Source organism: Roseateles sp. GW821-FHT09H10 (assembly GCF_059415865.1).
Map to the genome: position 1 here is coordinate 1,088,252 of NZ_JBWKOB010000001.1, position 26,132 is coordinate 1,114,383.

Below are 26,132 nucleotides of genomic sequence, written 5' to 3' on the forward strand. Positions count from 1 at the left end.
GCGGGTGTAGCTCAGTTGGTAGAGCGCAACCTTGCCAAGGTTGAGGTCACGAGTTCGAGCCTCGTTACCCGCTCCAAACTCACGGGAGATTCGATGACGTCGAATCTCCCGTTTTCTTTTGTCCGGCCCCCGGATAATCCAGCCCGCCGCGCGGGTGGCGAAATCGGTAAACGCAGCGGACTTAAAATCCGCCGTCTCGAGAGGGACGTACGGGTTCAAGTCCCGTCCCGCGCACCAAGCCTCTCAACGGTCAGCAGCTGCTGGCCGTTTTTGTTTCCGGCTGCCAGGCATGCACTGTCGTGCCTTGCCAGCCCAGCACGCGGTCGATCCAACGCTGCAGGACGAGGGGATCGCCACTGGTCTCGATGTCCAGTGCGGGCGTGTCACCCTCGATGGGCGTCCACAGGCTGACCGCCCGACGCGCGACGGCCGTCTCGATGCGCAGCAACTCGACCTCGGGACCGAGCGCGGCCCGCCACAAGGATTCGATGAAGGGATAGTGGGTGCAGCCCAGCAGTGCCGTGTCCACGCCGGCTTCGCGCAGGGGCTCGCAATAATGGTCGACGAGGGCCCGCAACTCGGCGCTGTCCAGGTCACCCGCCTCGATGCGGTCGACGACGCCGGCGCAGCCCTGCACGACGACCTGTCGATCGCCGACATGCCTGTCGATCAGCGCACGCAGCCTGGCGCTTGCTGCCGTCGCCGGCGTGGCCAGCAGGCCGATGCGGCCGTTGCGCGTCGCGGCCACGGCCGGTTTGATGCCCGGCTCGGTGCCGACGAAGGGCAGGGCAGGCCAGCGCGCACGCAAGGTCTCGATGGCGTGGGCCGTGGCGGTGTTGCAGGCCACGACGATGAGTTCGGCGCCGCTGTCGATCAGGTGCCCGGTGATGGCGATGCTGCGCGCCCGGATCTCCTCGGGGCTGCGGTTGCCATAGGGGGCGTAGGCCGTGTCGGCGAGGTAGCGCAGGCGCACCGTGGGCAACAGCGTGCGCAGTTCGCGCAGCACGGTCAGGCCGCCGACACCGGAGTCGAAGACGCCGATCTCGCGGCTCGGGGAGGAGTCAATCTGCATGGGCAAAAGCAGTCTAGCTTCACGAATTCGAGAGGCCTCTCCAAAAAAGCTTCGTCCACCGCCAACAAGGGTCTGGCTAGAATCGAACGATCGTGCTTTTTTAAGCATCGCTCCGTTGAGGAGCGCCCCTTAGAATCTGATTAACGTTTACGTCAATTCGAGCTGGAGTTTTCGATGAAGGTCTTGGTCCCTGTCAAACGTGTCGTCGACTACAACGTCAAGGTGCGCGTGAAGAGCGACGGCACGGGCGTTGATATCGCCAACGTCAAGATGTCGATGAACCCCTTCGACGAGATCGCCGTCGAAGAGGCCGTGCGCCTGAAGGAAAAGGGCGCCGTCACCGAGGTGATCGCGGTGTCCTGCGGCGTCACCCAGTGCCAGGAAACTCTGCGCACCGCCATGGCCATCGGCGCCGACCGCGCCATCCTGGTTGAAACCGACGCGGAGCTGCAGCCGCTGGCCGTCGCCAAGCTGCTGAAGGCCCTGGTCGACAAGGAAGGCCCCTCGCTGGTCATCCTCGGCAAGCAGGCCATCGATGACGATTGCAACCAGACCGGCCAGATGCTGGCCGCGCTGACCGGCATGCCGCAAGGCACCTTCGCCTCCAAGGTGGAAGTGGCCGGCGACAAGGTCAACGTGACCCGCGAAGTGGACGGCGGCCTCGAGACCGTGTCCCTGAGCCTGCCGGCCGTCGTGACGACCGACCTGCGCCTGAACGAGCCGCGCTACGTCACGCTGCCCAACATCATGAAGGCCAAGAAGAAGCAGCTCGACATCGTCAAGCCGGCCGACCTGGGCGTGGACGTGGCCCCGCGCATCAAGACGCTGAAGGTCAGCGAGCCGCCCAAGCGCGGCGCTGGCGTGAAGGTGCCGGATGTCGCCACGCTGGTGACGAAGCTGAAGACCGAAGCCAAGGTCATCTAAGCGCCGTTTTAAGACTTTGCGGGACAGACCGCAGCGGCGCAGCCGCCAGCTCTGTCCTCAACTGATTCAAAAGAATCTGGAGATATTGAGATGACCGCACTCGTCATTGCCGAACACGACCACGGCACCCTGAAGCCCGCCACGCTGAACACCGTCACCGCCGCTGCCGCCCTGGGTGGCGACGTGCACGTGCTGGTGGCCGGCCACAACGCTGGCGCTGCGGCTGCTGCCGCCGCGCAGATCGCCGGTGTCGCCAAGGTCCTGCACGCCGACGCCGCCGCACTGGCCGAAGGCCTGGCCGAGAACGTCGCCGCGCAAGTCATCGCGCTGGCGTCCAGCTACAGCCACATCCTCTTCCCCGCCACCGCTGCCGGCAAGAACGTCGCCCCGCGCGTTGCTGCCCTGCTGGACGTGGGCCAGATCAGCGACATCACCAAGGTGCTCAGCCCCGACACCTTCGAGCGCCCGATCTACGCCGGCAACGCCATCGCCACGGTGCAGAGCACGGATGCGACCAAGGTCATCACCGTGCGCACGACCGGCTTCGACCCGGCCGCTGCCACCGGTGGCTCGGCCGCCGTCGAATCCGCCGCTGCCGCCGCTGACTCCGGCAAGAGCAGCTTTGTCGGCCGTGAAGTCACCAAGAGCGACCGCCCCGAGCTGACCGCCGCCAAGATCATCGTGTCCGGTGGCCGCGCCCTGGGCTCGAACGACAAGTTCATGGAAGTGCTGACGCCGCTGGCCGACAAGCTGGGCGCCGCCCTGGGTGCCTCGCGCGCCGCGGTCGACGCAGGCTACGCCCCCAACGACTGGCAGGTCGGCCAGACCGGCAAGATCGTCGCGCCCCAGCTCTATGTGGCCTGCGGCATTTCCGGCGCCATCCAGCATCTGGCCGGCATGAAGGACTCCAAGGTCATCGTCGCGATCAACAAGGATCCGGAAGCCCCGATCTTCTCGGTGGCCGACTACGGCCTGGAAGCCGACCTGTTCACGGCCGTGCCGGAACTCGTCAACGCGCTGTAAACCCAAGCGCCGACCGCACTCCGGGCGCCCCGACTTCGTCTGTCGCGGCGCCCTTTTTGTCTCTCAGAGGAGTAACGAATGAGTTACCGCGCCCCCGTCAAGGACATGCTCTTCAACATCCAGCATTTGGCTGGCCTGGAGGCCTTGACCCAACAAGTCCCTGCCTTCGCCGACTTCGGCCTGGACACCGCCGGCGCCGTGCTGGAAGAGTGCGCCAAGCTCACGCAGGACGTCATCGCGCCGCTGAACTTCGAGGGCGACAAGAACCCGTCGAGCTGGAAGGACGGCGTGGTCACAACCACGCCCGGCTTCAAGCAGGCCTTCCGCGCCTATGCCGAGGGCGGCTGGCAGGGTCTGGTGCATCCGACGGAGTTCGGTGGCCAGGGCGCGCCCAAGACGATTGCGGCGGCCTGCAATGAGATGCTGCAGTCGGCCAACATGAGCTTTGCGCTGTGCCCGCTGCTGACCGACGGCGCCGTCGAAGCATTGCTGACCGCCGGCAGCGACGAGCAGCGCAGCGTCTACATCCCCAAGCTGCTGGACGGCTCCTGGACCGGCACGATGAACCTGACCGAGCCGCAGGCCGGTTCCGACCTGGCTCTGGTGCGCACGCGCGCCGAGCCGCAGGGTGACGGCACCTACAAGATCTTCGGCACCAAGATCTTCATCACCTATGGCGAGCACGACATGGCCGAGAACATCGTCCACCTCGTGCTGGCCCGTGTGGCCGGCGCGCCGGAGGGCGTGAAGGGCATCAGCCTGTTCCTGGTGCCGAAGTTCATGGTCAACGCCGACGGATCGCTCGGTGCGCGCAACGACGCCCACTGCGTGTCCATCGAGCACAAGATGGGCATCAAGGCCAGCCCGACGGCGGTGCTGCAGTTCGGCGACCACGGCGGCGCGATCGGCACCTTGATCGGCCAGGAAAACCGCGGCCTGGAATACATGTTCATCATGATGAACGCGGCCCGCTACGGCGTCGGCCTGCAGGGCATCGCCATCGCCGACCGCGCCTATCAGAAGGCCGTCGGTTACGCCAAGGATCGCGTGCAGTCGCGTCCGGTGGACGGCTCGGTGGCCGGCAGCGCCGCCATCATCCATCACCCCGATGTGCGCCGCATGCTGATGACCATGCGCTCGCTGACCGAGGGCTGCCGCGCCATGGCCAGCACGGCCGCGGCTGCGTTCGATGCGGCCCACCACCATCCCGATGCCGAGGCCCGCAAGCAGAACCAGGCCTTCTACGACTTCATGGTGCCGCTCGTGAAGGGCTACAGCACCGAGATGAGCCTGGAAGTCACTTCGCTCGGCGTGCAGGTGCATGGCGGCATGGGCTTCATCGAGGAGACCGGCGCGGCGCAGTACTACCGCGACGCCAAGATCCTGACCATCTACGAAGGCACGACGGCCATCCAGGCCAATGACCTGGTGGGCCGCAAGACCTCCCGCGACGGCGGCCAGCTGGCGCGCGGCATCGCGGGCCAGATCGAAGTCACGGAAGCGGCCCTGGCCAAGCGTGACAGCGTCGCCGCCCGCGCCGTGCTGAAAGCGCTGCGCGCCTCTCGCGAGGACTTCCTCGCCGTGGTCGAGTTCATCGGCGCCTCCGCCAAGGGCAACCCCAACGCCGCCTATGCCGGCTCGGTGCCCTATCTGATGCTGGCGGGCAATCTCGTCGCCGGCTGGCAACTCGCGCGCGCATCGCTCGCCGCCGAAGACGCCTTGGCGACTGACAAGGAATTCATGGCCGCCAAGATCACGACGGCGCGCTTCTATGCCGAACACATCCTGCCGCGCACCGCTTCGCTGCGTGCCGCCATCGTGGACGGTGCGGACAGCGTGACCGAGCTGTCGCTCGAATCCTTCTGAGGAGACTGAATTGGCATTGCCACCGATCCTGAAGAACCTGCCGCTGCCCGTCATCGGCTCGCCCCTCTTCATCATCAGCAACCCCAAGCTCGTCATCGAGCAGTGCAAGGCCGGCGTCGTCGGCTCCATGCCGGCGCTCAACGCCCGGCCGGCCGAACTGCTCGACGAGTGGCTGGCCGAGATCACCGAGACGCTGGCGGCCTACAACCGCGCCAATCCGGACAAGCCGGCCGCGCCGTTCGCCATCAACCAGATCGTGCACAAGAGCAATGAGCGCCTGGAGCACGACATGCAGGTCTGCGCCAAGTACAAGGTGCCCATCGTCATCACGTCGCTGGGCGCGCGTGAAGACGTGAATGCGGCCGTGCATGGCTGGGGTGGCATCGTGCTGCACGACATCATCAACAACAAGTTCGCCAGGAAGGCCATCGAGAAGGGCGCCGACGGCCTCATCGCGGTGGCTGCGGGTGCGGGCGGCCATGCGGGCGTGAAGAGCCCGTTCGCGCTGATCCACGAGATCCGCGAGTGGTTCGACGGCCCGGTTGCCTTGTCGGGCTCGATGGGCACGGGCGACGCCATCCTGGCGGCGCAAGCCATGGGTGCCGACCTGGCCTATATCGGCTCGGCCTTCATCGCCACCGAAGAGGCGCGCGCCAGCGAGGAGTACAAGCAGATGATCGTCGCCAGCAACAGCGACGACATCGTCTACAGCAACCTCTTCACGGGCGTGCATGGCAACTACCTGCGCGGCTCGGTCGTCGCCGCGGGCCTGGATCCCGAGAACCTGCCCGAGAGCGACCCCAGCAAGATGAACTTCGGCGGCAGTGCGGCCAAGGCCTGGAAGGACATCTGGGGCAGCGGCCAGGGCATCGGTGCCGTCAAGGAAGTCGTGCCGGCGGCGCAGCTGATCGGCCGCCTCAAGCGCGAGTACGCCGCGGCGCGCGCGCGCCTGGCACTCTGAGCTGACGTTGTGTGCATGGCGGCCGCCCTCGGGCGGCCGTCTGCTTTTCAGCGCACCGGATAGACCGCCGAGAAGCGCATGGCCAGCATGGTCAGCAGCTGGGCCGCTGCACAGGCGCTGAGCAGGCCGCCCAGCTTTTGGTCGACCGCGAGCTGGCCCGACAGCAGCAGGGTCAAGGGCATGGCCAGCTTGAAGATCGAGCCCGTCAGGCCCGAGATGCGGCCGATGAAGTGGCCGGGCGTGCTTTCCTGCCGGTAGCCCCAGACGCAGACATTGCCGGTCACGATGGCAAAGCTGTTGAGGGTGAGGGCGCCGACGAGGGCGGGCAGGGTGTGGCCCCAAGCCAGCATCAGCATGCTCGCCGCCTCCAGCCCCAGGCCGAGCACCATCAGCCGCCCCAGGCCGAAGCGATCGCGCAGGCGGCTGCAGCACAGGCCGCCCACGATGCCGCCCAGGCCCGCCATCGCGTAGAGCAGGCCCAGCGTGGCGGGCGGCAATCCCAGCTCGTCGCGGGCGCGGAACAGGAACAGCACTTCGACGACGCCGGTGCTGGCATTGATCAGCACCACCAGCCATGTGAGCTGCCACAGCGGCCGGTTCGCGCGCAGCATGCGGATGCCGTCGCGCCAGTCCTGCCAGAAGCCGGCCGCCACGAAGGGCCGCTCCGGCAGGTTCAGGCCGCGCAGCTGGGCCGCCGCGAACAGCAGCAGGGCCATCGGCACCCACAAGCCCATCGACAGCTGCCAGCTCACCAGCACGCCGGCCAGCGCCGGGCCGACGACGGCCGCGACCTGGGCCAGCACCGTCAGCTGGCCGGTGGCCGGCAGCAGCAGGGGCTCCGGCAGCATCTCCTTGACCAGGCCCATGCGGCAGATGGCGTAGAGATAGTTCAGCGTCATCAGCGCAAAGGTGCAGGGCAGGAAGAGGGCCAGCATCTGCGCGCCCTGCGGCAGCAGCAGGGCCTGCAGGCCCATCAGCACCACCATGCCGGCCATCGCACGCCGCGCCCAGCGGCCGCGGTCGATGCGGTCCACCCAGACGCCGATGAACATGGCCAGCAGCAGATTGGGCAACAACTCGACGGCTCGCACCGTGGCCATCACTGCGGCCGAGCGCGTCAGCTCGTAGAAGATCAGTGGCAGGGCCAGCTGGTAGACCTGCGTGCCCAGCGTGAAGCTGGCCGAAGAGAGATAGAGGCGACGAAAACCGAGGTGTTGCCAGAGCGGGGACGCGGACATTGCGAGGTGCCAAGCCAGGATGCGGCGCGAGTGTCGACTCAAGGCGGAAAACATAAGAGGACAGAATGTGGCCTCGATTTCCGCTTTTTGCTTTCGTCTCCATGCCGCCCGCTTCCCAGCCTCCCACGCAGTTGGTGGAGCAGTACGTCCGCTTGGCCGAAGGCCTGCCCGAGCGTTCGCAGCTGCCGCTGGCCACGGTGGCCGAGAGGCTGTGCTGCGGCGAGCGCAATGCGCGGCTGCTGCTGGCCCGCATGCAGGCTCTGGGCTGGCTGACCTGGAAGCCGGGGCGCGGGCGAGGGCAGCTGTCGGCGCTGAGCCTGCGCCAGGACCCGGCCGTGCTGCGCGTGCAGCAGCTGCAGCGGCTGCTCGAGGAAGGCCGTGTGGAGGCGGCCTTCACCGGCCTGCCGGTGGCCGCGCGCTCGCGCATCCGGCAGGCGCTGCCGGCCTTTCTCGGTGCCACGCCCGGTGGCGGTCTGCGCATCCCCTTCTACCGGCCGCTGCACGCGCTGGATCCGCAGGGCGTGACGCGGCGCACCGAGTCGCACATCGTCAGCCAGCTGTGCGACGGGCTGACGATGTATGACCGCGAGCTGGAGTCCGTCCGTCCTGCGTTGGCTCACCACTGGGAGGCTGGCGACGAGGGGCGGCAGTGGCGCTTCTGGCTGAGGCCGGGCCTGCGCTTCCAGGACGGGCGGCCGCTGCGAGCCCAGGACGTGGCCGCCACGCTGTTGCGGCTGCGGGACGCGCCTGGGCCGCATCGGGCGTTGATGGCGCATCTGCTGTCCGTGAACGCCGTCGGTCAGCGCATCGACCTGCGGCTGGGCGTGCCTGACCACTTGATGCCGCACCGCCTGGCCCACCACAGCTGCGTCATCCTTCCCGAGGGCGATTGGCATCGCGCCGACTTCGAAGGCCTGCCCATCGGCGCCGGGGCCTTCCGCATGGTTCGCAACAACGAACACCGCGCGACGCTGGTGGCCTTCGAGGGCTACTGGGGCGTGCGGCCGCTGATCGACGAGATCGACCTGTGGGTGGTGCCCAGCGGCGGCGACCTGCCGACGGTGGACATCAAGATGGGCCAGATGGCCCGCGCGGCGCCCGAGGCGCCGGCCTGGCGGACCATGGCGCAGGCCGAACAGGGCTGCGAGTTCCTGCTGCTCAACCCGGCGCGCGCCACCTTCGCCACCAGCACGGCGCGCTGCGCCATCGGCCACTGGCTGCGCGGCCACGTCGCCCGCACGGCGCTCGGCGAGCGCTTCCGCATCGCGACCGGCTGGCGGCCGGGCTGGGACCACGCGCCTGTGCCTGCGGCCGGCGGCCTCCGGGCGCTGGCACCGCCGCGGCAACTGCTGCTGGTGACCTATGAGCTGGCCGACCTCATCGCGCTGGCGCGCAGCGTGGCTGCGGCCTGGGAAGCGGTGGGCACGCGCGTGCAGCTGGAGGTGCTGCCGGCCCCCGAGTTCGCGACGCGCCGTTGGTATCGGCATGCCGACATGGCGGTGTCGGGCGAAGTGCTGTCCGATGACATGGAGTTCGGCATGTTCGAGCACCTGTCCAACAGCTCCGGCTTCCACGCCTGGCTGCCCGACGGGCTGAAGCGCACATTGGCCAGGCACTGCCAGGCCATCGCCGCCGAGCCTTCGCCGGCTCGCCGCCTGGCCGCGATGGAGGCCGGCTTCGCCCAGGTCACGCGGGCCGGCGCGCTGCTGCCCATGCGCCATATCGTGCAGCAGCTGGAGCACGCACCGCATCTCGGCGGCGTGTCGCTGGCGCGCTGTGGGTGGATGGATTTCCGCAAGCTCTGGCTACCGGGCTGAGAGCCGGCCGCGGCGCGTCATTTCACGGCGCTTCAGGGATCGACTGTCCCTGAACCTGGCGACTCATGAAAACGTCTCGCACGGGTTTTCCATGAAACCGCTTTCGCGCTTCTCCCAGGAGGATGCTCGGCAAATTTGAAAGCGCTTTCATGGGTGCTTTCCGATGGCGACCTGACCCCGGCAGCGGCTGCATGCAGGGGCCCGCAGTAGGTCTTCGCAGTCGCGATACCGGCCAGGGAAGGGCCATTCCGCCCCTCCCCATGTTGGGACCCGAACGACCCGCCGATCCCCACGACGAGCGGGCAAGGAGACAAAGGTGAATCTTGTTTTGCGTTGCATGCGCCTGCTGGGCGTCTGCTGGTTGCTGGCCCTCGGCCTGCTGGGTGCCACACCGGCCCTGGCCCAGGACTACACCCAGGGCGTCGAGGTCAGCGGTTCGACCGCCACGATCTGGTTCAAATCCAATGTGTCGACCACCTGGGTCGACGCCCACTACACCGTCAACAACGGCCCGCAACAGAACATCCGCATGACGGCCGCCAACGGCCGCCATGAGCAGAAGGTCACCGTCGCCACCGGCAACGTGATCAGCTACTGGTTCACCTACAACAACGGCACGCCGGCCTACGACACGCCCAAGTTCAGCTACACGGTGGGCACGCCCCCCGTGGCGACCGGCCCCGTGTGCTTCTACGCCGACGTCAACTACACCGGTGCCAGCTTCTGCGCCAGCGCGGATTCGAGCTGGATCGGCAGCGCCTGGAACGACCGCGTGTCGTCCGTCAAGGTGCAGGCCGGCTACAAGGCCACGCTGTTCAACGACATCAGCTACGGCGGTGGTTCGCTCGTGCTGACCGGCGACGAGCCCAACCTCGTCAACCGCGGCTTCAACGACCTGACGTCTTCCTTCCGCGTCGGCACCAACACCAACCCCGGCACCTGGAACGGCCGCACCACCTTCAACATCGTCAACCAGACGGGCGGCCGCTGGGCCGACGACCAGGTCTACTGGTCCATCATCGGCCGCGACTGGGCCACGGGCCGCTTCGTGCGTGTGGATGCCGCCGGCAACCTCATCCCCATGTCCACCGCCGACAACGGCGCGCTGACCAAGGGTGGCCAGACCTACACCAACTACTTCCACAAGCTCAGCAACACCCGCTCGGTGACCATCCCGGCGCTGGACTCGGCCCGCATCATGCTGTCCGTGGGCTCGCCGATGTACATCAAGGTCGTCGTCGACGGCAACGGCAACATCGGCTATGCCGGCGCCAACATCGAGAACCCGACCGACCCCAACATCGACGTCTACTTCGACTTCGGCGAGATGGCCATCCTGCCGGTGGGCCATGCCAACCAGGGCATCTTCATCAACACGACGCGCGTCGACCACTTCGGCTTCCCGCTGAAGCTGCGCGTGCAAGGCCTGGGCGGCTACGACCAGACCGTTGGCGAGGCGCTGACCGAAACCCGCGACCAGATCTTCAGCCGCTACCAGGCCGAAGTGCCGGCGCAGTTCCGCCCGCTGGCCACCGCGCCTCACGCCCCTTACCGCATCATTGCGCCGGCGCATGCCACCTTCAAGCCCGGCCAGGCCAATGCCAACTACCTGCAGCCCTATATCGATGCCGTGTGGGCCCGCTACCGCAACGAAGACCTCGTCTTTACGCTGCAGAACCTGGGCACCTTCCGTGGCCGCATCAGCGGCGACCGCTTCACCTTCACGGGTGGTTCGCCGGCCGGCACCTTCTACATCAATGGCAAGCCCGACACCGCCATGGTGCTGCTGGGCGCGGGCCTGCTGGCCGACGCCAGCGGCAACCCGACCAACATCGGCACGCAGCTGCAGATCCAGGCCCAGATCTGCGCGGCCCTGAACCGCCATGTGATGGAGCAGCCGGCCAACTGGTATGTGCAGACCGCGCATTACCCCGCCGGCCAGCTGGGCAACTGGTACGCCAAGTTCTGGCACGACCACAGCATCAACAAGAAGGCCTATGGCTTTGCCTATGACGACGTGGGCGACTTCAGCCCGTCGCTGCACACCTCGGCGCCGACGACGGTGACCTACACCATCGGCTGGTAAGCCTGCAGGACCGACAAGGTCCTTCAACGAGAAGGCCCCGCGTTGCGGGGCCTTTTCTTTTCTTCAGCGCTTGGCGTTGATGCGCCAGGCCGGCAGGGTCCAGCCCGTCCACAGGGCCAGTCCGCGCAGCAGCACCGCCGTGGCAGCCGCCGCCGTGATGGCGGCCCATTGCGGCGCGTCCAGGCGCACGGCGGCCACCAGGGCCCAGGCGCCGACGAAGCTGCACAGCGCATAGGGGCGGTGATCGTGGAAGGCGGCGGGGATCTCGTTGCAGACGATGTCACGCAGCACGCCGCCGAAGGTGGCCGTGATGACGCCCATCAGCACGGCGACGATGGCCGGCTGGCCCATGTCCAGCGCGATCAGCGTGCCGTTGGCCGTGAACAGGCCCAGGCCGAGGGCATCGGGCCACTGGATGGCCTTCTCGGTCAGCGCCAGATGGCGGCGGCGCAGCAAGAGCATGGCGGCGAAGGACAGGGCCATCAGCGCCCACAGCCAGTCGGCATGCTCGACCCAGAAGAAAGGCCGCCGGTCCAGCAGCACGTCGCGCAGCGTGCCGCCGCCGAAGGCCGACAGGCCCGCGACGATGCACAGGCCGACGACGTCGAGGTGCTTGCGCGCGCCGGCCAGCAGGCCGGACAGCGCGAAGGCGAGGGTGGCGGTGATCTCGACGACGGACTGGATCGTCGAGAAGTTGATGACGGGCGGTTTCAAGAGCCCCGCACGGCCGCTCGAAGGGGCTCCGCTCCCGCTTGGCGGGACAGCGCGCAGCGCGAAGGGTGCCTCAGTTGCGCCCGCATCATTTCACGTCACTTCACCGTAGCCCAGCGAGCTTGCGGCGCATCGTTGGCCGAGTGCGGGATGGTGACGCCGGTCTTCATCGCCCAGGGGCGCACCTGGTGGTGGATGGGGATGAAGAGGAACTCGTCGCGGGTGCGCTTGAGCGCCTCCTGCATCAGCGCCAGACGCTTGGGCACGTCGGTCTCGACCTTCATCTGCTGCACCAGGGCGTCCACCTTGGCGTCGCTGACGCGCGAATAGTTGCCCTTGCCGTCAGCGCCGGTCGTCTTGGTGTGGACGATGTCCTGCAACGTGTACTGCGCATCGAAGGTCGTCACGCCCCAGCCGTACATGTACAGCGGCAGGTCGAAGCGCTGCAGCGCTGCCGAGTGCTGGGTCATCGGCTGGGTCTGCAGCTTGGCCTTCACGCCGATGCGGGCCCACATCGACACCACGGCCTGGCAGATCTCCTCGTCGTTGACGTAGCGGTCGTTGGGGCAGGCCAGCGGCACCTCGAAGCCGTCGGCGTAGCCGGCTTCCGTCATCAGCTGCTTGGCGCGCGCCACGTCGGGCTTGGCCACCACGTCGAGCTCGGCCGAGTAGCCATAGGCCACCGGCGCCACCATGATGGCCGCCGGCACCGACAGGCCGCGCATCAGGCTGCGCTTGATGGCCTCGCGGTCGATGGACAGCGACATGGCCTCGCGCACGCGCTTGTCCTTGAAGGGGTTCTTGCCCTTCACGCTGGCGCCCTTGATCTCGTCGCTGCCGAGGTCCAGCGCGAAGAAGATGGTGCGGTTCTCGGGGCCTTCGATGACCTTCAGGCGCGGGTCGGCCTTGAGCTTGGCGACGTCCTGGGGCGGCAGGTCGGTCAGCAGGTCCAGGTCGCCCGACAGCAGGGCCGCCACGCGGGTGGCGTCGGACTTGATCGGCAGATAGGTGACTTCGCTGATATTGCCCTTGGGCTTGTCCCACCAGTCCTTGTTGGCCACCATGGTGACCTTCTGGTCGGGCGTCCAGCTGGTGATCCTGAAGGGCCCCGTGCCCATCGCATTGCGCGAGGCATAGGTGTCTTCCTTGGCCTTGAAGTCCTGCGGGTTCTCGGAGCGGTTCTTGGTGGCCCAGGCCTTGCTGACGATGCGCACGAAGGTCAGGTTGCGCATCAGCACGGGGTTGGGGCCTTCGAGGACGAAGTCCACCGTGTGGCTGTCGATCTTCTTCACCTCCTTGATGCCGGAGACGTAGATGACCATGTTGCTGGCCGGGTGCTTGATGCGCTGCAGGCTGAAGACGACGTCGTCGGCCGTGAAAGGTGTGCCGTCATGGAACTTGACGCCCTTGCGCAGCTCGAAGCGCACCTGCGTGGGCGACACCATCGTCCACTTGGCCGCCAGGGCCGGCTCCACGTCGAAGGTCTCCGTGTAGCGGGTCAGGCCCTCGTAGACATAGCCCGAGATCGTCGTTGTCGCCGAGTGGTTCTGCGAATGCGGATCCAGCGTCTGGATGTCGTTCTGCGCGGCCCAGCGCAGGGTCTGTGCAGAAGCGGTGAGGGAGGCGCACGCCAGAAGGGCGGCAACGGCGGCCAGACGCAGTTTCATTTCGGGAATCCTCGTTGATTCGGAACCGTGATGATCGCCGATTGCCGACGGGTTTCTGCAAGCTGCCGGATTGTTTCGCACGCGGCCTAGGGCGATGGCGCGTTGACCGAGGTGAAGCGCGCCTCGAAGCTGTCGTTGGAGCGGTGCAGGGTCTGCACGCCGGGCTTCATGGCCCAGGGACGGATCTGGTGGTGCACGGGAATGAAGAAGAACTCGTCGCGCACCCGCAGCAGGGCCTCGCGGATGAGGGCGTTGCGCTGCGCGGTGTCGGGCTCGAACTGGATGCGCTCGATGAGGGCGTCCAGCGTCGGGTCGGCCAGGCGGTTGAAGTTCTGGCCGCCATTGCCGCGCGTGTCCAGGCTGTGGCCCCAGCCCTGCAGGCCCTGGTGGGCGTCATAGGTCGGCATGGCGATGCCGATCAGGTAGAAGGGCGACTCGAAGCGCTCCAGGGCCTGGATGTGCAGGCTCATCGGCTGGGCGACGAGGCGCGCGCGCACGCCGATGCGTGCCCACATCGCCACGGCCGCCTGGCAGATCTGCTCGTCGTTGACGTAGCGGTTGTTGGGACAGCGCAGCGGCAGCTCGAAGCCCTGCGGGTAGCCGGCCTCGGCCAGCAGCTTCCTCGCCTTGTCGGGGTCGGGCTTGAGGGGCGTGTCGAGCGACGCGTCGTGGCCGTTGACGCCCGGCGGGATCATCAGCGCCGCCGGCACCGACAGGCCGCGCATGATGCTGCGCCGGATGGCCTCGCGGTCCAGGGCCAGGTTCAGCGCCTCGCGCACCCGCCTGTCCTTGAAGGGGTTCCTGCCCTTCACACTGGACTCGCGCAGCTCGTCGCTGCCCTGGTCCATTGCGAAGAAGACGGTGCGCACCTCGGGGCCTTCGACGAGCTTGAGGCGGGCGTCGGCCGTCAACTGCTTCAGGCGCTGATGGTCGGCCGGCGGCACGTCGGTGACGAGGTCGACGTCGCCCGACAGCAGGGCGGCCACACGCGTCGGGGCCGACTTGATCGGCAGATAGGTCAGCTCGGTGACATTGCCCTTGTTGACGTCCCACCAGTCCTTGTTGGCGACCAGTTGGGCAGCCTGGTCGGGCTGCCAGCTGACGAGGCGGTAGGGGCCGGTGCCGTTGGCGTTGCGCGAGGCGTGGTTCTCGGCTTTGGCCTTGAAGTCCTCGACGTGGTCGGCCTTGTTCTTCAACGCCCAGGCCCTGCTCATGATGCAGAAGCTGACGAGGTTCTGCAGCAGCAGCGGCGTCGGCGCCTCCAGCATCACGTCGATGCTGTGGTCGCCGAGCTTGCGGATCTCGCGGATGCCCGACACATAAGCCTGCATCGCGCCCTGGGGCTCGCGGATGCGCGCGAAGCTGAAGACGACGTCGTCGGCCGTGAAGGGGCTGCCGTCATGGAACTTGACGCCCTTGCGCAGCTCGAAGCGCACCTGCGTCGGCGAGACATGGGTCCAGCGTGTCGCCAGCGACGCCTCGGGCTGGTTGTTCTCGGCGCGCCTGACCAGCCCCTCGTAGATGTGCGCGGCGATGGTCAGCGAGGTGGTGTGGTTCTGCGAATGCGGGTCCAGCGTCAGGATGTCGTTCTGCGCGGCCCAGCGCAGCGGCGCCGCGCTGGCGGACAAGGCCGCGAGCAGTCCGCAGATCAGGGTGGCGAGAGACCTCACTTGACGGTTGTGTAGCGGGCTTCGAAATAGTCGTTGGAGCGGTGGATGGTCTCCACGCCCGGCTTCATCGCCCAGGGCCGGATCTGGTGGTGGATGGGCACGAAGAGGTATTCGTCGCGGATGCGCAGCAGCGCCTCCTTGATGAGGGCATTGCGCTTGGGCACGTCGGGCTCGAACTTGATCTTCTGGATCAGGCCGTCCAGCGTCGCGTCGCTGACGCGGCCGAAGTTGAAGTTGCCGTCGGCGCCCGTGGTGCGCGTGTGGCCCCAGGCCTGCATGCCGTAGAGGGCGTCGTAGGTGGAGACGCCCCAACCCAGCATGTAGAAGGGCGATTCCATGCGCTGGAAGGTCTGGCTGTGGGTGGAGAAGGGCGCCGCGATGAGTCGCACCTTGACGCCGATCTTGGCCCACATCGACACCGCCGCCTGGCAGACCTGCTCGTCGTTGACGTAGCGGTTGTTGGGGCAGTGCAGCGGCACCTCGAAGCCCTGCGGGTAGCCGGCCTCGGCCAGCAGCTTGCGGGCCTTGTCGAGGTCGGGCTTGAGCGGCGCATCCAGGGCCGCGTCATAGCCGTTGACGCCCGGCGCGATCATCAGCGCCGCCGGCACCGACAGGCCGCGCATGATGGTGCGCCGGACCGCCTCGCGGTCCAGCGCCAGGTTCAGCGCCTCGCGCACCTTCTTGTCCTTGAAGGGGTTCTTGCCCTTCACGCTGGATTCGCGCAACTCCTCGCTGCCCTGGTCCATGACGAAGAAGACGGTGCGGATCTCCGAGCCTTCCAGCAGCCTGACCTTGCCGTCCTCCTTGAGCTTGAAGAAGTCCTGCGGCGGCAGGTCGGTGACGAGGTCGACATCGCCCGACAGCAGGGCCGCCACCCGCGTCGGCGGGCTCTTGATGGGCAGATAGCTCAGCTCGGTGACGTTGCCGGGGTTCTTGTCCCACCAGTCCTTGTTGGCCACCATCTTGACGGCCTGGTCGGGCTGCCAGCCGATCAGCTTGTAGGGCCCCGTGCCATTGGCATTGCGGGAGGCGAAGTTCTCTTCCTTGGCCTTGTAGTCCTGGGTGTTGGTGGTGTTGTTCTTCACCGACCAGGCCCTGCTCATGATGGGGAAGCTGATGATGTTCTGCAGCAGCATCGGCGTCGGCGCCTCGAGGATGAGGTCGACGGTGTGGTCGTCGATCTTCTTCACCTCCTTGATGCCCGATACATAGGTCTGCTTGGTGCCCTGGGGCTGGGTGATGCGGCCGAAGCTGAAGACGACGTCGTCGGCCGTGAAGGACGAGCCGTCATGGAACTTGACGCCCTTGCGCAGTTCGAAGCGCACCTGGGTCTGGGACAGATAGGTCCACTTGGTGGCCAGCGAGGGCTCGGGGCGGTAGTCCCGGCCCAGCCGCGTCAGGCCCTCGTAGATGTGGGCGCCGATGGCGTTGGAGGTGTTGTGGTCCTGCGAGTGCGGGTCCAGCGTCAGGATGTCGTTCTGCGCGGCCCAGCGCAGCGGGTTGGCGGTGGCGGTGGCCACGGCCAGGGCGGCCAGCAGGGGCAGGAGACGCGAGATCGAACGGACGGCGGATTTCATGCGGCTTCCTTGGTCGGCAGAAGCCAAAAAATGTAGCGGTGAGCCTGCGGCGGCCGGCTAGGGCTTGCCCCCAGGTTCTAGTGAGCAATCGCAACCAGCGCCGGCGGCGATCCAGCGCCGCACCAGCCAGCCGCCCAACTTCCCGATGATGCCGCGCGGTTGGGCCGCTAGCGCCCCGCACACATAGCGTGCACCGTCCCAGCGCAGGGCCACGCATGCACCTTGGAAGCGCCGGCTCAGCAGGACGCCCAGGGGGCAGGGTTCGGCCAGGCAGCAGACGCCACAGCCATTGCAGGTCTGGCCGACGGCTGGCTTGGGTGGGGCGTCGGGGTGGATCTGGATGATTCGCTCGGCAGGCGGCATGTGAACCCCTAGCGCCCGACGCCGCTGAGGACGGGCGAATTGCAGGCTGCGCGAGGGTCAGCGGTACCCTGCGACGCCTCAGGAGCCCTTGCGGCCTGATGGGCCATGCCCCAGCCGCGGAGGGCTTCGGCCACCGGCAGCACGGATCGCCCATGCGCCGTGAGCGCGTAGCGCACGACGGCCGGCACGGGCCCGGTGCGTTCGCGGCTGACCAGGCCGTCGGCCTGCAGTTCGCGCAGTTGCTCGGTCAGCACCTTGGCCGAGACATCCGGCAGGCTGCGGCGCAGTGCGGCGAAGTGCAGCGGGCCATCAACCAGCCGGTAGACGACGAACAGCTTCCAGCGTCCGCCGAGGGCCGCCAGTGCGGCCGTCAGCGCGCAGCCCGGAATGGCGTTGCCTCGAGCCGGGCGAGGGCGGTTACCTGCAGGTGCCTTCTTGGCGAGGGACATGGAGCTGCCTAGAGTGGGTCGGGTCAGTCTAGTCACCCATTTGATCCATGCCCGCATCCACCACCCGTCGCACCGCCGTTGCCGCACTTGCTGCCGTCGGTGCCGGCGCCATGGCCGCGCCCAGCTTGCCCGCTGCACCACAGGGTTCGCCGCAGGACTTCGATTTTGAACATGGCAGCTGGCAGACGTCGCTGCGCCGCCGCCTGCGGCCCTTGAGCGGATCTGATGCGTGGGCCGAGTACACCGGCACGAGCCTGGTGCGTCCCCTCCTGGGTGGCCGCGCCAATCTCGTCGAGCTCGATGTCTCAGGCCCCGAGGGGCGCATCCAGGGCCTGTCGCTGCGGCTCTTCGAGTTGCAGCGACAGCGTTGGACCCTCAACTTCTCCAACGCGGCCTCCGGCACGCTTGCTGCGCCCATGGTGGGTGGCTTTGGTGGCAGCCCGCGTGGCTTGTTCTACGGCGCCGAGGATTTCAACGGCCGGCCCATCCTGGTGCGCTTTGCCATCGAGTCCATGAGCACCGACCGCTGCCGCTTCGAGCAGGCGTTTTCGGCGGACGGCGGCAAGACGTGGGAGGTCAACTGGCTTGCCGTGGATTCGCGGGTGTGATCGTCTGCCGCTGATACTCGATGGATGGAGAGACCCACCAGCGAACAGATCGCGGCATTGCCGCCTTACCCCGCGTTGCCGCTCGATCGCATCCATGTACTGCGTGACGCGGCGCAATGCGAGTTCGCCGAGGGCGAGTTGCGCCTGGCGGGCCATGTCGGCTTCGACACCGAGAGCAAGCCCATGTTCGTGGCCGGCGGCGTGCCCACGGGGCCGCATATCGTGCAGTTCGCAACCGTGGATCGCGCTTTCATCGTGCACACGGAACTGCCAGAGACGGCCGATTTCCTGCGCGCCATGCTCGAGTCGGAGACTCTGGCCAAGGTGGGGTTCGGCATCGCATCCGACCGGTCGCCCCTGCTGCGCAAGCTGGGCGTGAAGCTGGGCGGCGGCGTGGATGTGTCGTTCATGGTGCGGCGCCTCGGTTTCAAGCAGGCCGTCGGCCTCAAGACCGCGGTCGCCATCGTGCTGGGGCAGCGCATGCCCAAGTCCAAGAAGGTCACCACCTCCAACTGGGCTGCGTCCAAGCTCAGCCCCCAGCAGCTGCAGTACGCGGCCAATGATGCGCATGCGTCGTTGCTGGTGTATCGGGCGCTCGAGGCTATGCCGGGTGGGCCCAATGCCGCCTTGCTCCGCTAATCGTTCAGGCCGCTTGTGAAGTAGCCGCCGGCCTCCACCGGCCGCATCTGCTCGTCCGACGGATTGACGTAGACACGCTGCAGGCCGCGCACCAGGCAGGAACCGCGCCGGGGGAAGGTGTCGCAGCACCGCGTGTCGATGACCAGACGCGTGGTCTTCTGTGGCCGGCAAACCTCAGCCGCGGGCTGGCGGGAGAACAGCGTGGTCACGGCGCCGGGCTTCCAGTCGCGCGCCGCACCCGTGGTGGGGCCGGTGACTTCGTCGAACAGCACCTGCACCAGCGTGCCGCGGAATTCCGCCCCCGGTGCGTCGGCGTAGATCGTCGGCTGCCGGTCTTCCAGGTCGTTCATCTTCAGCGTCGAGGCCTGTACCGTGAAGGCCTGGCAGGACAGCAGCCTGGCCTTGGCCCACACCGTCGGGATCCCCACCGAACATTCGGCGTGCGCGCCGAGCGTCGTCAATGCAAAAGCCACCGTCGTGGCGTCAACCGCCCGGCGTCGCAAGCTCATCGAATCTCCCTGTCGCAGGTCATCGCCCGCATGTCGTGCAGCGTAGCAGCGCCAACAAGAGAAAGGGCGCCCGCGGCGCCCTTTGGTCCTTGCAGGCCAGCCTGCGCCTCAGGTCTTCACACCCAGCTCCCGCAGCCGCTCATCGAGATAGCTGTTCGCCGTATAGCGATCGCTCAAGACCACGTCGTCGCGCGGGTGCAGGAACAGCGGCAGCGACACCCGGCTCTTCTTGGCGCCTTCGCCGGTGGGGTTGACGACGCGGTGCTGGGTCGACGGGTAATAGCCCTCGGAAGCTTCCTGCAGCATGTCGCCGATGTTGATGGTCAGCGTGCCGAAGTCGCAGGGCACGTCGTGCCAGGCGTTGTCGGTGCCCAGCACCTGCAGGCCGGGCTCGTTGGCGGCCGGCAGGATGGTCAGCAGGTTGATGTCGCCGTGCGCCGCGGCGCGGATGGAGCCCACCGGCTCATCGCCTCTCAGCGGCGGGTAGCGCAGCACGCGCAGCAGCGTCTTGGTGCTGCCCTTGATCATGTTGGACAGGGGCTCGCGGTAGCGCGCCGCGATGTCCGGCGGCGTGTACTTCTCGACCCAGCCCAGCAGCTCCTCGGCCAGCGCATTGGCTTCGCGGTAGTAGGTGAGGGCGTCTTCCTTCAGCTGGGGCGGGATGCGACCCCAGGGGTAGATGTGGAAGTATTCCTTCAGGTCCTTCTGCGTCGAGCCCTTGGCGGTCTCGGAGATGGCGGTGGAGAACCAGCCGTCCTGGGTCTCCTTGGAGAAGGCGTAGGCGTCCTTGCCGTCGCCGTTGAAGAAGGCCAGCCAGTCGGCATAGATCTTCTCGACCAGGGCCTGGCGGATGGGGTGGTTGGTCAGCACGCCGAAGCCGGTCTCGTGCAGGGAGCGGGTGAACTTCTCGGCGGCGTCGGGCGCGCGGTAGTCAACAACCTGGACTTGCATCTGGGATCTCCTGGATTTGTCCCGTGGCGCAGCCATTCAATCGCGGGGCTGTCGCGGGCGCAAGTTTACGAGTCAGTCAACTTTTGCAAACCTCGAACAGTGAACTTTGTCGCAACCCGGAGACCTTGTCGGGCAAACCCGGAGTGCTAGAGTTCGGCCCCTGAGACTTTTCGGTCCTTCCCGTCCCTTTTGCTGGCGACAGCAGAGGTGGGTCGCAATCCGCCAACCGGTCGAGCCGTGTCGCGGAAGGTTCTTCAACCAGCCAACTCCCTGGAAACCGGGGCATGAGGTGAGCGAAAGATGATGCAGCAATACAGGTCCAACTCCTACCTGTTCGGCGGAAACGCGCCGTATGTGGAGGAGATGTACGAGGCTTACCTCGACAACCCGGGCTCCGTGCCCGACAACTGGCGCGATTACTTCGACGCCCTCCAGCACGTTCCCGCCGTTGACGGCAGCGAGGCCCGCGATGTGGCCCATGCGCCGGTCATCGAGTCGTTCGCGCAGCGTGCCAAGGCCAATGCCTTCGCCAACAAGGCCTCCAGCGCCGACCTCGCCGTCGCCCGCAAGCAGGTCCACGTCCAGTCGCTGATCGCGGCCTACCGCTTCCTGGGCAACCGCTGGGCCGAGCTGGACCCCCTCAAGCGCGCCGAGCGCCCCAAGATTCCCGAACTCGACCCCGCGTTCTACGATCTGACCGAGTCCGACATGGACATCTCGTTCAGCGCCGTGAACAGCTATTTCGGCGGCGAGACGATGACGCTGCGCCAGATCGTGCAGGCCCTGCGCGAGACCTACTGCGGCAGCATCGGTTCCGAGTTCATGCACGGCTCCGACCCCGGTGAAAAGCGCTGGTGGCAGGAACGCCTGGAGAAGGCGCGCGGCAAGCCCACCTTCACGGCCGAAGAGAAGAAGCACATCCTCGGCCGCCTGACCGCCGCCGAAGGCCTGGAGCGCTATCTCCACACCAAGTACGTCGGCCAGAAGCGCTTCTCGCTGGAAGGCGGCGAAAGCTTCATCGCCGCCATGGACGAGCTGATCCAGCGCGGCGGCGAGCGCGGCGTGCAGGAAATCGTCATCGGCATGGCCCACCGCGGCCGCCTCAACGTGCTGGTCAACACCCTGGGCAAGATGCCCGCCGACCTGTTCGCCGAGTTCGAGCACAAGGCCGCGGAAGACCTGCCCGCCGGCGATGTGAAGTACCACCAGGGCTTCAGCTCCGACGTGTCGACCAAGGGCGGCCCGGTGCACTTGAGCCTGGCCTTCAACCCCTCCCACCTGGAAATCGTCAACCCGGTCGTCGAAGGCAGCGTGCGCGCCCGCCAGGACCGCCGTGGCGACAGCGTCGGCGCCCAGGTGCTGCCGGTGCTGGTGCACGGTGACGCGGCCTTTGGCGGCCAGGGCGTGGTGCAGGAAACCCTGGCCATGGCCCAGACCCGTGGCTACCGCACCGGCGGCACGGTCCACATCGTCATCAACAACCAGATCGGCTTCACCACCAGCGACCCGCGCGACCTGCGCTCCACCTGGTACTGCTCCGACGTCGTCAAGATGATCGAAGCCCCGGTGCTGCACGTGAATGGCGACGACCCCGAAGCCGTCGTGTGGGCCACGCAGCTGTGCATGGACTACCGCGCCGAGTTCAAGAAGGACGTCGTGCTGGACATCGTCTGCTTCCGCAAGCTGGGCCACAACGAGCAGGACACGCCGGCCCTGACCCAGCCGCTGATGTACAAGAAGATCGGCCAGCACCCCGGCACGCGCAAGGTCTATGGCGACAAGCTGGTCGCCCAGAACGTGCTGCCGGCCGATGGCCCGGATGAGATGGTCAAGACCTATCGCGCCGCCATGGACGAAGGCCGCCACACCGTCGACCCGGTGCTGACCAACTTCAAGAGCAAGTTCGCCACCGACTGGTCGCCCTTCCTGGGCAAGAAGTGGACGGACAACTGCGACACGGCCATCCCCGTCACCGAGTGGAAGCGTCTGGCCGAAAAGCTGACGACGCTGCCCAAGGACTTCGCCGCCCACAACCTGGTGGCCAAGCTCTACGCCGACCGCGCGGCACAAGGCCGTGGCGAGGTCAACGTCGACTGGGGCATGGGTGAGTCGATGGCCTTCGCGTCGCTGGTGGCCTCGGGCTACCCGGTGCGCCTGTCCGGCGAGGACAGCGGCCGCGGCACCTTCACCCACCGCCACGCGGTCATGCACGACCAGAACCGCGCCAACTGGGACGACGGCACCTACATCCCGCTGCAGAACGTCGCCGAGGGTCAGGCGCCTTTCACCGTCATCGACTCCATCCTGTCGGAAGAGGCGGTGCTGGGCTTCGAGTACGGCTACGCCGCCGCCGAACCGAACACGCTGACCATCTGGGAAGCCCAGTTCGGCGACTTCGTCAACGGCGCCCAGGTCGTCATCGACCAGTTCATCGCCTCCGGCGAAGTGAAGTGGGGCCGCTCCAACGGCCTGACGATGATGCTGCCGCACGGCTACGAAGGCCAGGGCCCCGAGCACAGCTCGGCCCGCCTGGAGCGCTTCATGCAGCTGGCCGCGGACAACAACATGCAGATCGTGCAGCCGACCAACGCGGCGCAGATCTTCCATGTGCTGCGCCGCCAGATGCTGCGCATGTTCCGCAAGCCCCTGGTCATCATGACCCCCAAGAGCCTGCTGCGCGCCAAGGATGCGACCTCGCCGCTGTCCGACTTCACCAAGGGCGAGTTCAAGACCGTCATCGGTGAGCAGGACGCCGCCATCAATGGCGACAAGGTCAAGCGCGTCATCGTCTGCTCGGGCAAGGTCTATTACGACCTGGTCAAGGCGCGTGCCGAGAAGAAGGCCAACGACGTCGCCGTCGTCCGCGTCGAACAGCTCTATCCCTTCCCGCACAAGGCCTTCGCGGCGGAGCTGAAGAAGTATCCGAACGCGACGGACATCGTCTGGTGCCAGGACGAGCCCCAGAACCAGGGCGCCTGGTTCTTCGTGCAGCACTATGTGCACGAGAACATGACCGAAGGCCAGAAGCTTGGCTACGCCGGCCGCCCGGCCAGCGCCAGCCCGGCCTGCGGCTATGCCCACCTGCACCAGGAGCAGCAGAAGGCGCTGCTGGATCAGGCCTTCGCCAAGCTCAAGGGCTTCATCCTGACGAAATAAGACTGCAACGCGCAGCGCCCCTCCTTTGTTGAGGACTCAGGCGCTGCGCCTGTTCGCGCCTGCACCACATCACACCGAATAAAGAACACGGAGCCTCACACCATGGCCATCGTTGACGTCCAAGTTCCCCAGTTTTCCGAATCCGTTTCCGAGGGCACGCTGCTGACCTGGAAGAAGAAGCCCGGCGAAGCCGTCACGGTCGACGAGACTCTCGTCGAGATCGAGACCGACAAGGTCGTGCTCGAAGTGCCGGCACCCGCCTCCGGCGTGCTGGCCGAGATCAGCGTCGCTGACGGCAGCACCGTCACCAGCCAGCAGCTGCTCGCCAAGATCGACACCGAAGGCAAGGCCGGCGTCGCCGCGCCCGCCACCACCGCTTCGGTCGCCGCGCCGGCCGCTGCCGCTGCTGCACCCGCTGCCGCCGCCACCGGCGGCAACAAGGGCGACGTGGCCATGCCAGCCGCCGCCAAGATCCTGGCCGAGAAGGGCCTGGCCGCCACCGACGTGGCCGGCTCCGGCAAGGACGGCCGCGTGACCAAGGGCGACGCCCTGGCCGCCGGCGCCAAGCCCGCCGCCGCGCCGCTGGTCGTGCCCGCCACGCCCGCCGTCGCCAAGCCGCTCCCCGCTGTTGCCGCGCCGGTGCAGCAGAACCTCGGCGACCGCCCCGAGCAGCGCGTGCCCATGACCCGCCTGCGCGCCCGCGTCGCCGAGCGCCTGCTGCAGTCGCAAGCCACCAACGCCATCCTGACCACCTTCAACGAAGTCAACATGGCCCCGGTCATGGAGATGCGCAAGAAGTTCCAGGAGAAGTTCGAGAAGGAACACGGCGTCAAGCTCGGCTTCATGAGCTTCTTCGTCAAGGCCGCCGTCGCCGCGCTGAAGAAGTACCCGGTGCTGAACGCCTCGGTCGACGGCAACGACATCGTCTACCACGGCTATTTCGACATCGGCATCGCCGTCGGCTCGCCGCGCGGCCTGGTCGTGCCCATCCTGCGCAATGTCGACCAGATGAGCTTCGCCGACATCGAGAAGAAGATCGCCGAATTCGGCCAGAAGGCCAAGGACGGCAAGCTGTCTCTGGAAGAACTGTCGGGCGGCACCTTCTCCATCTCCAACGGCGGCGTCTTCGGCTCCATGCTGTCCACGCCCATCATCAACCCGCCCCAGTCGGCCATCCTGGGCGTGCACGCCACCAAGGACCGCGCCGTCGTCGAGAACGGCCAGGTCGTGGTTCGCCCGATCAACTACCTCGCCATGTCCTATGACCACCGCATCATCGACGGCCGCGAAGCCGTGCTGGGCCTGGTCACGATGAAGGAAGCGCTGGAAGACCCGGCCCGCCTGCTGTTCGACATCTAAGAACGACAAGGAACGAACCGCATGAGCACCAAGCAATTCGATGTCGTCGTCATCGGCGGCGGCCCCGGCGGCTATATCGCCGCCATCCGCGCGGCCCAGTTGGGCATGAACGTGGCCTGCATCGACGAGTGGAAGAACGACAAGGGCGGCCCCGCCCTGGGCGGCACCTGCACCAATGTCGGCTGCATCCCGTCCAAGGCGCTGCTGCAATCCAGCGAGCACTACGAGCACCTGAACCACCACTTCGCCGACCACGGCATCACGGCCGACAACGTCAAGATCGACGTCGCCAAGATGCTGGCCCGCAAGGACCAGGTCGTGAAGCAGAACAACGACGGCATCGTCTACCTGTTCAAGAAAAACAAGGTCACGTTCTTCCACGGCCGCGGTTCCTTCCTTGCCGCCAAGGACGGCGGTTATGAGCTCAAGGCCGGCGAGGAAACCATCGCCGCCAAGCAGGTCATCGTTGCCACCGGCTCCAATGCCCGCGCGCTGCCCGGCGTGCCCTTCGATGAAGAGAACATCCTCTCCAACGACGGCGCCCTGCGTGTTGGCGCGACGCCCAAGAAGCTGGGCCTGATCGGCGCCGGCGTCATCGGCCTGGAGATGGGCTCGGTCTGGCGCCGCCTGGGCGCCGAAGTCACCGTGCTGGAAGGCCTGCCGGCCTTCCTCGGCGCGGTGGACGAGAGCGTCGCCAAGGAAGCCGCCAAGGTCTTCAAGAAGCAGGGCCTGGACATCCAGCTCGGCGTGAAGGTCGGCGAAGTGAAGGCGGGCAAGAAGGGTGTCAGCGTCGCCTACACCGATGCCAAGGGCGAGGCCAAGACGCTGGAAGTCGACAAGCTCATCGTCTCCATCGGCCGCGTGCCGAACACGATCGGCCTTGGGGCCGAGACCATCGGCCTGAAATTGGACGAGCGTGGCGCCATCGTCGTCGACGACGAGTGCAAGACCAATCTGCCGGGCGTCTGGGCCATCGGCGACGTCGTGCGCGGCCCCATGCTGGCGCACAAGGCCGAGGAAGAGGGCGTGGCGGTGGCCGAGCGCATGGCCGGCCAGCATGGCCACGTCAACTTCAACACCATCCCCTGGGTCATCTACACCAGCCCCGAGATCGCGTGGGTCGGCAAGACCGAGCAGCAGTTGAAGGCTGAAGGCGTGGCTTACAAGGCCGGCCAGTTCCCCTTCCTGGCCAATGGCCGCGCCCGCGCCCTGGGCGACACGACCGGCTTCGTCAAGTTCCTGGCCGACGCCAAGACCGACGAGATCCTGGGCGTGCACATCATCGGCCCGTTCGCGTCGGAGCTGATCTCCGAAGCGGTGGTGGCGATGGAGTTCAAGGCCTCGGCCGAGGACATCGCCCGCATCTGCCACGCCCATCCGTCGCTGTCCGAGGCGACCAAGGAGGCGGCCCTGGCCGTGGACAAGCGCACGCTGAACTTCTGATCGAACGTAGCGAGAACAAAGGGGCGGCCAGACAGTCGCCCCT

The 26,132-nt window shown here is 67.0% G+C and carries 20 protein-coding genes and 2 tRNA genes; 13 read left to right on the forward strand and 9 right to left on the reverse strand.

The genetic code is table 11. From position 1 onward, the window contains the following. Together AC07OY_RS05030 and AC07OY_RS05035 are read left to right on the forward strand one after the other, a co-directional pair. Positions 1-76 (forward strand) — tRNA-Gly (locus AC07OY_RS05030). 72 nt (positions 77-148) lie between these two features. Beyond that, positions 149-237, forward strand: a tRNA-Leu gene (locus AC07OY_RS05035). A gap of 13 nt (positions 238-250) precedes the next feature. Here AC07OY_RS05035 and murI read toward each other — a convergent pair. Then, positions 251-1,072 carry a glutamate racemase gene (murI, locus tag AC07OY_RS05040; RefSeq protein ID WP_495041423.1) on the reverse strand — a complete coding sequence of 274 codons (822 nt, stop codon included), beginning with the start codon at positions 1,070-1,072 and terminating at the stop codon, positions 251-253. Positions 1,073-1,246: 174 nt separating this feature from the next. On the opposite strand from murI, the gene AC07OY_RS05045 reads away from it, so the two are divergent. The 4 genes from AC07OY_RS05045 (at position 1,247) to AC07OY_RS05060 (ending at position 5,846) form a co-directional block, all read left to right on the forward strand. Then, the gene (locus tag AC07OY_RS05045; protein WP_495041424.1) at positions 1,247-1,996 is read left to right on the forward strand and encodes an electron transfer flavoprotein subunit beta/FixA family protein; all 750 of its coding nucleotides are present in this window, start codon (positions 1,247-1,249) and stop codon (positions 1,994-1,996) included. 90 nt (positions 1,997-2,086) lie between these two features. Beyond that, positions 2,087-3,019: an electron transfer flavoprotein subunit alpha/FixB family protein gene (locus tag AC07OY_RS05050; RefSeq protein ID WP_495041425.1), complete on the forward strand. Its 933-nt coding sequence runs from the start codon at positions 2,087-2,089 to the stop codon at positions 3,017-3,019. Between the two features lie 78 nt (positions 3,020-3,097). Then, positions 3,098-4,885 (forward strand): acyl-CoA dehydrogenase, encoded by a 1,788-nt coding sequence (locus tag AC07OY_RS05055; protein WP_495041426.1) that lies wholly within the window; start codon positions 3,098-3,100, stop codon positions 4,883-4,885. Between the two features lie 10 nt (positions 4,886-4,895). Continuing rightward, a complete protein-coding gene (locus tag AC07OY_RS05060; RefSeq protein ID WP_495041427.1) occupies positions 4,896-5,846 on the forward strand; it encodes an NAD(P)H-dependent flavin oxidoreductase in 951 nt (316 codons plus the stop codon). Positions 5,847-5,893: 47 nt separating this feature from the next. Here the strand turns inward: AC07OY_RS05060 and AC07OY_RS05065 are convergent, their stop codons facing one another. Continuing rightward, entirely contained in the window at positions 5,894-7,084 is a 1,191-nt protein-coding gene (locus AC07OY_RS05065) for an MFS transporter (protein ID WP_495041428.1), read from the reverse strand. Positions 7,085-7,185: 101 nt separating this feature from the next. Here AC07OY_RS05065 and AC07OY_RS05070 point away from each other — a divergent pair, with 101 nt between their 5' ends. After that, the gene (locus tag AC07OY_RS05070) at positions 7,186-8,901 is read left to right on the forward strand and encodes an ABC transporter substrate-binding protein (RefSeq protein ID WP_495041429.1); all 1,716 of its coding nucleotides are present in this window, start codon (positions 7,186-7,188) and stop codon (positions 8,899-8,901) included. A gap of 316 nt (positions 8,902-9,217) precedes the next feature. After that, positions 9,218-10,987, forward strand: coding sequence for a beta-1,3-glucanase family protein (locus AC07OY_RS05075; protein WP_495041430.1), 1,770 nt, complete (start codon positions 9,218-9,220; stop codon positions 10,985-10,987). Between the two features lie 63 nt (positions 10,988-11,050). On the opposite strand, the gene AC07OY_RS05080 is transcribed toward AC07OY_RS05075, so the two are convergent. The 5 genes from AC07OY_RS05080 to AC07OY_RS05100 form a co-directional block, all read right to left on the reverse strand. Then, positions 11,051-11,701, reverse strand: coding sequence for a trimeric intracellular cation channel family protein (locus tag AC07OY_RS05080; protein ID WP_495041431.1), 651 nt, complete (start codon positions 11,699-11,701; stop codon positions 11,051-11,053). A gap of 95 nt (positions 11,702-11,796) precedes the next feature. Beyond that, positions 11,797-13,365, reverse strand: a complete 1,569-nt coding sequence (locus tag AC07OY_RS05085; RefSeq protein WP_495041432.1) for an ABC transporter substrate-binding protein — start codon at positions 13,363-13,365, stop codon at positions 11,797-11,799. 86 nt (positions 13,366-13,451) lie between these two features. Next, positions 13,452-15,035 (reverse strand): ABC transporter substrate-binding protein, encoded by a 1,584-nt coding sequence (locus AC07OY_RS05090; RefSeq protein ID WP_495041433.1) that lies wholly within the window; start codon positions 15,033-15,035, stop codon positions 13,452-13,454. Continuing rightward, the gene (locus AC07OY_RS05095) at positions 15,032-16,612 is read right to left on the reverse strand and encodes an ABC transporter substrate-binding protein (protein WP_495041434.1); all 1,581 of its coding nucleotides are present in this window, start codon (positions 16,610-16,612) and stop codon (positions 15,032-15,034) included. The genes AC07OY_RS05090 and AC07OY_RS05095 overlap by 4 nt, the downstream gene beginning before the upstream one ends. A gap of 371 nt (positions 16,613-16,983) precedes the next feature. Next, on the reverse strand, positions 16,984-17,424 hold the full coding sequence (locus AC07OY_RS05100) for a winged helix-turn-helix transcriptional regulator (protein ID WP_495041435.1): 441 nt from the start codon (positions 17,422-17,424) through the stop codon (positions 16,984-16,986). Positions 17,425-17,471: 47 nt separating this feature from the next. Between AC07OY_RS05100 and AC07OY_RS05105 the strand changes: the two genes are divergently transcribed. Together AC07OY_RS05105 and AC07OY_RS05110 are read left to right on the forward strand one after the other, a co-directional pair. Continuing rightward, positions 17,472-18,032, forward strand: coding sequence for a DUF1579 domain-containing protein (locus AC07OY_RS05105; protein ID WP_495041436.1), 561 nt, complete (start codon positions 17,472-17,474; stop codon positions 18,030-18,032). 24 nt (positions 18,033-18,056) lie between these two features. Then, positions 18,057-18,671: a 3'-5' exonuclease gene (locus AC07OY_RS05110; protein WP_495041437.1), complete on the forward strand. Its 615-nt coding sequence runs from the start codon at positions 18,057-18,059 to the stop codon at positions 18,669-18,671. Here AC07OY_RS05110 and AC07OY_RS05115 read toward each other — a convergent pair. Both AC07OY_RS05115 and AC07OY_RS05120 read right to left on the reverse strand, forming a co-directional pair. Continuing rightward, the gene (locus AC07OY_RS05115; protein WP_495041438.1) at positions 18,668-19,180 is read right to left on the reverse strand and encodes a hypothetical protein; all 513 of its coding nucleotides are present in this window, start codon (positions 19,178-19,180) and stop codon (positions 18,668-18,670) included. The genes AC07OY_RS05110 and AC07OY_RS05115 overlap by 4 nt on opposite strands. A 108-nt stretch (positions 19,181-19,288) precedes the next feature. Continuing rightward, positions 19,289-20,131, reverse strand: coding sequence for an isopenicillin N synthase family dioxygenase (locus AC07OY_RS05120; protein ID WP_495041439.1), 843 nt, complete (start codon positions 20,129-20,131; stop codon positions 19,289-19,291). Positions 20,132-20,431: 300 nt separating this feature from the next. On the opposite strand from AC07OY_RS05120, the gene AC07OY_RS05125 reads away from it, so the two are divergent. The 3 genes from AC07OY_RS05125 (at position 20,432) to lpdA (ending at position 26,089) form a co-directional block, all read left to right on the forward strand. Further along, entirely contained in the window at positions 20,432-23,287 is a 2,856-nt protein-coding gene (locus AC07OY_RS05125) for a 2-oxoglutarate dehydrogenase E1 component (protein ID WP_495041440.1), read from the forward strand. A 102-nt stretch (positions 23,288-23,389) separates the two neighbouring features. Beyond that, complete coding sequence (gene odhB, locus AC07OY_RS05130; RefSeq protein ID WP_495041441.1) at positions 23,390-24,646, forward strand: 2-oxoglutarate dehydrogenase complex dihydrolipoyllysine-residue succinyltransferase; 1,257 nt, start codon at positions 23,390-23,392, stop codon at positions 24,644-24,646. A gap of 21 nt (positions 24,647-24,667) precedes the next feature. Next, a complete protein-coding gene (lpdA, locus tag AC07OY_RS05135) occupies positions 24,668-26,089 on the forward strand; it encodes a dihydrolipoyl dehydrogenase (protein WP_495041442.1) in 1,422 nt (473 codons plus the stop codon). Positions 26,090-26,132 lie beyond the last annotated feature (43 nt).